Annotated in this window: 8 protein-coding genes and 1 riboswitch; of the genes, 4 read left to right on the top strand and 4 right to left on the bottom strand. The window is 69.6% G+C overall.

Annotation, left to right across the window (positions count from 1 at the left end):
- Window position 1: 1 nt before the first annotated feature.
- The 4 genes from ACWD04_RS00195 to ACWD04_RS00210 form a co-directional block, all read right to left on the bottom strand.
- Entirely contained in the window at window positions 2-1,669 is a 1,668-nt protein-coding gene (locus ACWD04_RS00195) for an ABC transporter substrate-binding protein (RefSeq protein ID WP_451126466.1), read from the bottom strand.
- A 187-nt stretch (window positions 1,670-1,856) separates the two neighbouring features.
- Window positions 1,857-2,636 carry an enhanced serine sensitivity protein SseB C-terminal domain-containing protein gene (locus ACWD04_RS00200; protein ID WP_451126468.1) on the bottom strand — a complete coding sequence of 260 codons (780 nt, stop codon included), beginning with the start codon at window positions 2,634-2,636 and terminating at the stop codon, window positions 1,857-1,859.
- A gap of 154 nt (window positions 2,637-2,790) precedes the next feature.
- On the bottom strand, window positions 2,791-3,567 hold the full coding sequence (locus ACWD04_RS00205; protein ID WP_451126470.1) for an enhanced serine sensitivity protein SseB: 777 nt from the start codon (window positions 3,565-3,567) through the stop codon (window positions 2,791-2,793).
- A gap of 213 nt (window positions 3,568-3,780) precedes the next feature.
- Window positions 3,781-4,467, bottom strand: coding sequence for an AAA family ATPase (locus tag ACWD04_RS00210; RefSeq protein WP_451126471.1), 687 nt, complete (start codon window positions 4,465-4,467; stop codon window positions 3,781-3,783).
- 173 nt (window positions 4,468-4,640) lie between these two features.
- Window positions 4,641-4,738, top strand: a riboswitch (glycine riboswitch).
- 167 nt (window positions 4,739-4,905) lie between these two features.
- Between ACWD04_RS00210 and gcvT the strand changes: the two genes are divergently transcribed.
- The 4 genes from gcvT (at window position 4,906) to ACWD04_RS00230 (ending at window position 9,351) form a co-directional block, all read left to right on the top strand.
- Complete coding sequence (gcvT, locus tag ACWD04_RS00215; protein WP_451126473.1) at window positions 4,906-6,042, top strand: glycine cleavage system aminomethyltransferase GcvT; 1,137 nt, start codon at window positions 4,906-4,908, stop codon at window positions 6,040-6,042.
- Window positions 6,043-6,153: 111 nt separating this feature from the next.
- Window positions 6,154-6,531 (top strand): glycine cleavage system protein GcvH, encoded by a 378-nt coding sequence (gene gcvH, locus ACWD04_RS00220; RefSeq protein WP_451126475.1) that lies wholly within the window; start codon window positions 6,154-6,156, stop codon window positions 6,529-6,531.
- A gap of 18 nt (window positions 6,532-6,549) precedes the next feature.
- The gene (glyA, locus tag ACWD04_RS00225; protein WP_451126477.1) at window positions 6,550-7,809 is read left to right on the top strand and encodes a serine hydroxymethyltransferase; all 1,260 of its coding nucleotides are present in this window, start codon (window positions 6,550-6,552) and stop codon (window positions 7,807-7,809) included.
- Window positions 7,810-7,965: 156 nt separating this feature from the next.
- A complete protein-coding gene (locus ACWD04_RS00230) occupies window positions 7,966-9,351 on the top strand; it encodes an L-serine ammonia-lyase (RefSeq protein WP_451126479.1) in 1,386 nt (461 codons plus the stop codon).
- Window positions 9,352-9,371 lie beyond the last annotated feature (20 nt).

The raw sequence follows: 9,371 nt of genomic DNA on the forward strand, positions 1-9,371 counted from the left end.
GTTACTTGAAGGAAACCTCGGCGAAGTTCTCCTGCGTCAGCGGGGAGACCTTCGGAGGGTTGACGTTCTTGGCGAACGCGATGGCGGGCGGCGAGGACGAGATCGGGAGACCCGGCAGGTACTCCATGATTGTCTCGTTGGCCTTCTTGTAGGCCGCGATGCGGGCGGCGGGGTCGGTCTCCTTCGACGCGGCGTTCACCGAGTCGAAGACCTTGGCGTCCTTGAAGCCCCACTGCTTGTCAGCGGCTGCGAACCAGGTGCCGATGAAGTTGTAGCCGTCGTTGAAGTCACCGGTCCAGCCGAACATGTGCAGAGCGCAGGAGCCGGCCTCGGTGGCGTCCAGGTAGTCCGGGGCCCACTTCATGGCCTTCGGGACGACCGTGATGCCGGCCTTCTCCAGGTCGGCCTTCATCAGCTCGAACATGTCCTGCGGGCCGGGCATGTACGGGCGGGTGACCTCGGTCGGGTAGCAGAACTCGAGCGAGAGCTTGCTCTCGCCGGCCTTCTTGAGGAGCTGCTTCGCCTTGTCGGTGTCGAAGGCGTACTGCTTCACCTTGTCCGAGTAACCGGCGATCGTGTCGGGCATGAACTGCGTGGCGACCTTGCCGCCCTCGGGCAGCTGGGTCTTGACGATGTTCTCGCGGTCGATGGCGTGCGCGATGGCCTGACGGACCTCGGGCTTCTGCAGCGCCTTGTTCTTCGACTGGGTCATACCCACGTAGAAGATGTTGAAGACGTCACGGGTCGGGACCTCGTAGCCGGCGCTCTCCAGCGTCTTGATGTCCGCGGGTGCGACCAGGTCGTATCCGTCGATGTCACCGGCCTGCAGCGCCTGACGGCGGCCCTCTTCGGTGTCGATCGTGCGGAAGACCAGGTTCTTCACCTTGGCCTTGTCACCCCAGTAGCCGTCGAAGCGCTCGAGGCTGACTTCCTTGTTGCTCTTGTTCCACTTGGTGATCTTGTACGGGCCGGTACCGGCGACCGTGCCGGCTTCCTGGCTGTACTTGGGGTACGTGATCGCGTCGCCCTTGGCGGTCGCGTCCTGCTTCTCGTACTCCTTGATGGCCTTCGGCGAGTGGATCGCCAGGGCCTGGAGGGAGAAGCCGCCGGGCAGGTTGGCCGAGGGCTCGTTGACCTCGATGACGGCCGTGTTGGCGTCCTTCGCGGTGCAGGACTTGTAGTTCGCCTTCGGCGCCTCGGCGTCCTCGTTCTTGGCGAAGCCGCCCATGATGGACTGCCAGTAGTACGAGACCGCGCTGGACTGGTAGGTGCCCGCCCAGTTGAACCAGTGGTCGTAGTTCGCGCAGACCGCTTCGGCGTTGAACGCCTCACCGTCGTGGAACTTCACGTTCTTGCGGAGGTTGAACGTCCACACCGTGCCGGCGTCGTTGCTGTCCCACGTCTCGGCCAGACCGCCGACGATCTTGCTGCCGCCGGACTCGTGCTCGAGGAGGGCTTCGAACGCCTGGCGCGTGACCCGGAAGGTCTCACCGTCGCTGGCGAGCGCCGGGTCCAGGGACCCGGGGTCTCCTGCACCGGCGAAGACGAAGGTGTCCTTCGCCCCGTCCTTGGCATCGTTGTCCCGCTCGCTGGAGCAGCCCGTGGCGATCAGACCGACAGCAACAGCCGCCGTGATCGCCCGAACGGTTCGGGACGTGTTTATTCGCATGGTGGGTCCACCCCAGGTCAGCAGTGTGTGGAGAGGTAATGAGTCGCTGGAACACTACATTCGTGAAGCTGCGTGGAGAACAGTCCGCATAGCGGTGATACCTACCTGAGACCCGGACACCCAACAAACCGTGCAGATACAGGACATCCTCCCCGCGTTTGTTAACTTGTTCGAAACCAGAACGGGTTTAGAGGAACGGTGCCGGGGGATAGCCGTAACCCGGCGCGGCAGGCGCCGGGGCATGCGCCTCTCGGTCGTAGAACGGCCTGGAGTTGGCGTTGAGCCACATCGCGACCGGATCGTACTCGTCGGACAGCGAGACCGTGGAGACGGGCAGCCCGTCGGGAACCACGCCGACCGACTGCTGCATCATCACGCGGACCGCGTCGACGGACGGTCGGCCGGTGTCGTAGAGGTCGAGCCCGATCGCGAGGTACGGGGCGCCGAGCGCCGGCTGTACCCAGGCGCGGCGCAGTGCGCGGACAGCGGGGGTGCGGTGGGCGTTCTGCGTCAGCAGGGCGTAGAACTGCGGGATCTCGATGGCGGGTTCGGAGAGCCGCAGCGGCCCCGCGGGCATCCGGTCGAGGCCTGTGGCGATGCGGCGCAGGTCCAGCCAGGGGATGCCGACGCCGCCGCCGGGGGCGTGCGGGTTGAGCCAGATGCCCCAGCGGTCAGGGAAGAGGGCGCGGGCGATGTCGCGGCCGGTGGTCACCTCGTGGGCCCTGTTCCAGCCGCTGGCGGAGAGCTCCTGGGCGGAGGTCACGCACGGGGCGTAGCCCATGCCCTCGATCTCCATGTTGCCGTACTGGGCATCGGGGGAGCCCGCCGTGCCGTGCCAGAGCAGCATCCAGACCGGGCCGTCCGTCAGCGATCGCAGCAGCGCCTCGTACGTGTCGAGCCGCCCGGGGGTCACTTGGCGAAGCATCTGCTCGACCTGCCCGGCCGCCGCGGCGCCTGACGCACTCACCCTGGGTCCCGCCCCTCATCGATCCGCTGTTCCCGCATGCCGCACGGTGCTGTGGCGCCACTCCCGGGCACACGGGGCGGCCTCGTCATCCAACCAGCTTATGCGCCACGCCTGACACCGGCTTGACGCCACGTGGCAGCAGGGGCTTCCGAGTTCAGTACCCGTCGCGCCGGTAGAACGGGCGTACCTTCTCCAGCATCCAGTCTCCGACCGGGTCCTGTGCCACGTCGAGCAGGAGGAGATTGACCGGCCAGGGCACCTGGACCCGGCCCAGCGCGCGGCCCAATGCTTCCAGCGGGAGGCTCTGCGCCGCGGCGTCCGGTACGGCGAACTCGACGCCGACGAAGAGGGCGGGGCTGTCGCCCTCGATGCTGGCCAGCACCCGGCGCGCGGTGCTCACCACACCGGTCTCCTGGAATTCGGCGGACACCGCGGCCAGGAAGTCGACGGGGTCCTCCTTCCAGTCCGGCTCGTACAGCCGCACCCGGCCGCCGCTCGCGGGACCGTCCAGCGGGGTGCGCCCGGCCCGGCAGAGCTCGGCGACGGCGGGCGGCGGCAGGGGCACACCGACAGCTCCGCCCGGGTTGACCGCTATACCGAGCTGCGGAGGCAGTCCGCGGGCGAACTCGCGTGCGGGCGCGACAGCGAAGGCGAGACGGGTGCCGACGCACTGGAGGAACTGTGCCTCGGAGCTGAACACGGGGACGTACGCGCCGCCGCCGATGTCGACCGTCGGCAGGTCGAGATCGGCGTTGTCGGGCCCCCCGCCGTTCGGCAGGGGCACCCAGACCTGACTGCGGCCGAGCACTTCGACCAGCCGTCCGCCCGCCCCGGGCACCCCGAGCGAGGCGCTGAGCACTTCTTCGAGCTCGTTGGCCGGCCATCCCTGCGGTGGATGCGACGGGGCCTGGGCCTGAGCCGGAATGTCCACGGTGTCTGTGTCCCTTTCTCGCCATGCGGTGCGGCTGAAACCTTAGACCGGCTCGCGCCGCGAAGGCAGTGCCGCAGGCGGGAGCCACGTCCGGGCCTGCCCCACCGTCCAGATTCCGGACAGCAGGCAGGAGGCCTGCAAACTGTGCGTATGCGAACAGCGGCGCCTCGGTCCGGGCCACGGGCCCCTCCGGATCCCCGGAGGGACGGGCGGTTACTCCTGCGGGAGCCGCGCCTCCGGGAAGGCGATCCGGCCGATCGCCGCCGCCGCCTCCCGGTCGAGCAGCACCGCCGAGGCGCACCCCGGCGGCAGCAGACCGCCCTCCGTGTCGCGCAGCAGCCGGCCCACCGCACGCCGGTGCCGGGCGAACGCGTACCCGGACACTCCGCGTCCCCGCTCCCGCTGTCCCTGCCTGGCCACCCGGGGGGTGACGTCGAGCAGGACGAGATGGAGGGCGCTGCCGCGGCGCCGGGCCTCGCGCGCCAGCCAGCGCCGCACCCAGGCCTGCGTACCGCAGTCGTGCACGACGACGGATCCACCCGACCGCAGGGCCCGCCACAGCCCGGCGTAATGCGCGGCGCGCACCAGGGGCCGGTAGAGCGCGTACGGAAATCCCGGCAGGGCGGCCGCCCAGCGGTCCCTGGTGTCCTGGGAGTCGATCGCGTGCTCCTGGACCGCCCGCCGGATCAGCGTCGACTTCCCGCTGCCGGGCAGCCCCGAGACCACCACCACATCACCGGCCGCGAAGTCCAGGCCCCGCGGTACGCGGCCACCCCTGCCCCGCAGATCACGCACCACCGGAGCGTGCCCGCCCGTCAGCTCCCGGGCGGGCACGCCCGGGAGCTGGGGCATCGCACCGCGTGCCGCCCCCGCGGTTGTCGCGTAGTGCTGCAACGTCATCGCCTTCCCCCTGCCGAGTCACCCACGGACCTGCCCAAGAAGTGTAAAGAAAAGGTAATGCGGCACAACCGCTTCCACCCCTACGTGTCGTGGCCTGCGCCGGTCACGACCGCGACGCCCCACTCTCCCCCAATGCGTGCGATGATGACCCCGCCAACTGCATACCGGCCGTTTGAATCCGCGCGGGAGAGTCCCGGTCACTGTGTGCGCCGGGCGCCGAAGGAGCAAGTTCCTCCCTTGAATCTCTCAGGCCCCGTACCGCGTGGATGAGGCAGATCTGAAAAGCGGGCCGCTGTTGCGGCCCCACCCAAGGTGCAAGCCGATCCTGACGGGGACGACCCCGCCAGACCCTTTCAGGGGCTTTCGGCGAACCTCTCAGGTTCCGATGACAGATGGGGAGGGAACCACCCCCTGTCGTCATGCCCTGGAGCCATGTCCATGAGCACTGCCCCGAGCGCCGCCCCCCGCCGCACCGCCCTCGACGCCCTGCACCGGTCGTTGGGCGCGACCATGACCGATTTCGCCGGCTGGGACATGCCGCTGCGGTACGCCAGTGAGCGCGACGAGCACCTCGCCGTACGCGATCGGGCCGGCCTGTTCGACCTGTCGCACATGGGCGAGATCACCGTCACCGGGCCGCAGGCGGCGGCCTTCCTGAGCTACGCGCTGGTCGGCGACATCACCACCGTCGGCGTGGGCCGGGCCCGCTACACGATGATCGTCGCGGAGGACGGCGGGATCCTTGACGACCTGATCGTCTACCGCCTCGGCGAGACCGGGGCCCCCGAGTATCTGGTCGTCGCCAACGCCGGCAACGCCCAGCTCGTCCTGGACACCCTGACCGAGCGCGCCGACGGCTTCGACACCGAGGTGCGGGACGACCGCGACGCGTACGCACTGCTCGCCGTCCAGGGCCCCGGCTCCCCCGCCGTACTGAAGTCGGTCACGGACGCCGACCTGGACGGATTGAAGTACTACGCCGGACTCCCCGGAACGGTCGCCGGTGTCCCCGCGCTCATCGCCCGTACGGGCTACACCGGCGAGGACGGCTTCGAGCTCTTCGTGGCCCCCGCCCACGCCGAGCAGCTGTGGAAGGCCCTGACCGAGGCCGGTGCGCCGTACGGCCTGATCCCCTGTGGGCTCTCCTGCCGCGACACGCTCCGTCTGGAGGCGGGCATGCCGCTGTACGGCCACGAGCTGACCACCGCGCTGACGCCCTTCGACGCGGGCCTGGGCAGGGTCGTGAAGTTCGAGAAGGAGGGCGACTTCGTCGGCCGCGAGGCGCTTCTCGCCGCGGCGGACCGGGCGGAGACCTCCCCGCCCCGCAAGCTCGTCGGCCTGGTCGCCGAGGGCCGCCGGGTGCCGCGCGCCGGTTATCCCGTCGTGGCCGGCGGAAAGGTCGTCGGGGAGGTCACCTCCGGTGCGCCGTCGCCCACCCTGGGCAAGCCGGTCGCCATGGCCTACGTGGACGCGGCGCACGCCACGCCCGGCACCGAGGGTGTCGGGGTCGACATCCGGGGCACGCACGAGCCGTACGCGGTCGTGACGCTGCCCTTCTACAAGCGCCGTAAGTGACCCTGGGCAGCGCGCATGCGGCACAGCGCGCCGCGCACGTGACGCATTCGTGTCTCACACCGTAAGACCACCGTTCATCAGCACTCCCCCGCGTACAGGAGAATTCAGGTCATGAGCAACCCCCAGCAGCTGCGGTACAGCAAGGAGCACGAGTGGCTGTCTGCCGTCGAGGACGGCGTGGCCACGGTCGGCATCACCGAGCACGCGGCCAACGCGCTCGGTGACGTCGTCTTCGCCGAGCTCCCCAAGGTCGGTGACACGGTGACCGCGGGCGAGACCTGCGGCGAGCTGGAGTCGACCAAGTCGGTCAGCGACCTGTACTCGCCGGTGACCGGCGAGGTGACCGCGGCCAACCAGGACGTCGTGGACGACCCGTCGCTGGTGAACTCCGCCCCCTTCGAGGGCGGCTGGCTGTTCAAGGTGCGCGTCGCGGAGGAGCCGAAGGACCTTCTCTCCGCCGACGAGTACACCGCGTTCTCCGGCAACTGAGACCTTAGGGACCCACTGATGTCGCTTCTCAACTCCTCCCTCCACGAGCTGGACCCGGACGTCGCCGCCGCCGTCGACGCCGAGCTCCACCGTCAGCAGTCCACCCTCGAGATGATCGCCTCGGAGAACTTCGCTCCGGTCGCGGTCATGGAGGCGCAGGGCTCCGTCCTCACCAACAAGTACGCCGAGGGCTACCCCGGCCGCCGCTACTACGGTGGCTGCGAGCACGTCGACGTGGTCGAGCAGATCGCGATCGACCGGATCAAGGCGCTCTTCGGCGCCGAGGCCGCGAACGTCCAGCCGCACTCGGGTGCGCAGGCCAACGCCGCCGCGATGTTCGCGCTGCTGAAGCCGGGCGACACGATCATGGGTCTGAATTTGGCCCACGGCGGTCACCTGACCCACGGCATGAAGATCAACTTCTCCGGCAAGCTCTACAACGTGGTCCCGTACCACGTCGATGACACCGGTGTCGTGGACATGGCCGAGGTCGAGCGCCTCGCCAAGGAGTCGAAGCCGAAGCTCATCGTGGCCGGCTGGTCCGCCTACCCCCGCCAGCTGGACTTCGCCGCCTTCCGCCGTATCGCGGACGAGGTCGGCGCGTACCTGATGGTCGACATGGCGCACTTCGCGGGCCTGGTCGCCGCGGGTCTGCACCCGAACCCGGTACCGCACGCCCACGTCGTGACGACCACCACGCACAAGACCCTCGGTGGTCCGCGCGGTGGCGTCATCCTGTCGACGCAGGAGCTCGCCAAGAAGATCAACTCGGCGGTCTTCCCCGGTCAGCAGGGTGGCCCGCTGGAGCACGTGATCGCGGCCAAGGCCGTCTCCTTCAAGGTCGCGGCGACCGACGAGTTCAAGGAGCGCCAGCAGCGCACCCTGGACGGTGCCCGCATCCTCGCCGAGCGCCTGGTGCAGCCGGACGTCACCGAGGTGGGCGTCTCCGTCCTGTCCGGCGGTACGGACGTCCATCTGGTCCTGGTCGACCTGCGCAACTCCGAGCTGGACGGCCAGCAGGCGGAGGACCGGCTCCACGAGCTGGGCATCACGGTCAACCGGAACGCCGTCCCGAACGACCCCCGGCCCCCGATGGTCACCTCGGGTCTGCGGATCGGTACGCCGGCCCTGGCCACCCGCGGCTTCCGGACGGAGGACTTCACCGAGGTCGCCGAGATCATCGCGGCCGCGCTGAAGCCCACGTACGACGCCGACGACCTCAAGGCCCGTGTGACCGCGCTGGCCGAGAAGTTCCCGCTGTACCCCGGCATCAAGTAGTCATCCGCCGTTTGCACGCCGGGTGGGGGCATCGCGCACACTGAACACAGTGAGCCCGGTGCCCCCACCCCTTTGCCCCGCGCTTCCGGGCCCACCCGGCCCGTCCCGCACCACCCGGCGGACAACGTCGTCCACCAACGTTCTAGGAGTACCCCCGTGGCCCTCTCGGTCTTCGACCTCTTCTCGGTCGGCATCGGCCCGTCCAGCTCCCACACGGTCGGCCCGATGCGCGCGGCCCGCATGTTCGCCCGCCGCCTCAAGAACGAGGGCCTGCTGGCCCACACCGCGTCGATCCGGGCCGAGCTGTACGGCTCGCTCGGCGCGACCGGCCACGGCCACGGCACCCCCAAGGCCGTCCTGCTGGGCCTGGAGGGCGAGTCACCGCGTACGGTCGACGTCGAGGGCGCCGACGCGCGCGTCGAGGAGATCCGCGCCTCGGGCCGTATCAACCTGCTCGGCATGCACGACATCCCGTTCGACGCCGACGAACAGCTGGTCCTGCACCGGCGCAAGGCCCTGCCGTACCACGCCAACGGGATGACGGTCCTCGCGTACGACCGCGAGGGCGTCCCGCTCCTGGAGAAGACGTACTACTCAGTGGGCGGTGGCTTCGTCGTCGACGAGGACGCCGTGGCCGGCGAGAACCCGATCGTCCCGGACGACACCGTCCTGAAACACCCCTTCCGCACCGGCGACGAGCTGCTGAGGCTCGCCCGGGAGACCGGCCTGTCCATCTCCTCGCTCATGCTGGAGAACGAGAGGGCCTGGCGCACCGAGGACGAGATCCGCGCCGGCCTGCTGGAGATCTGGCGCGTCATGCAGGCCTGCATCGCGCGCGGTATGTCCCGCGAAGGCATCCTGCCCGGCGGCCTGAAGGTCCGCCGCCGCGCCGCGAACTCGGCCAGGCAGCTGCGCGCCGAGGGTGACCCCCGGACGCACGCGATGGAGTGGATCACCCTTTACGCGATGGCCGTCAACGAGGAGAACGCCGCCGGTGGCCGCGTCGTCACCGCCCCGACCAACGGCGCGGCGGGCATCATCCCGGCCGTCCTGCACTACTGGATGAACTTCGCGGCGGACGGCTGCACCGAGGCCGAGAAGGACGACGGCGTCGTCCGCTTCCTGCTGGCCGCCGGGGCGATCGGCATGCTCTTCAAGGAGAACGCCTCCATCTCCGGCGCCGAGGTCGGCTGCCAGGGCGAGGTGGGCTCCGCCTGCTCCATGGCCGCCGGCGCCCTCGCCGAGGTCCTGGGCGGCTCCCCGGAGCAGGTGGAGAACGCCGCCGAGATCGGCATGGAGCACAACCTGGGCCTGACCTGCGACCCGGTCGGCGGCCTCGTCCAGATCCCGTGCATCGAGCGCAACGGCATGGCGGCGGTCAAGGCGGTCACGGCGGCCAAGATGGCGCTGCGCGGCGACGGCAGCCACAAGGTCTCCCTGGACAAGGTCATCAAGACCATGAAGGAGACGGGCGCCGACATGAGCGTCAAGTACAAGGAGACGGCCCGGGGCGGGCTCGCGGTGAACATCATCGAGTGCTGAGGTGCGGGTCCTGACCTGCC

The organism is Streptomyces sp. NPDC002911 (genome assembly GCF_053591835.1).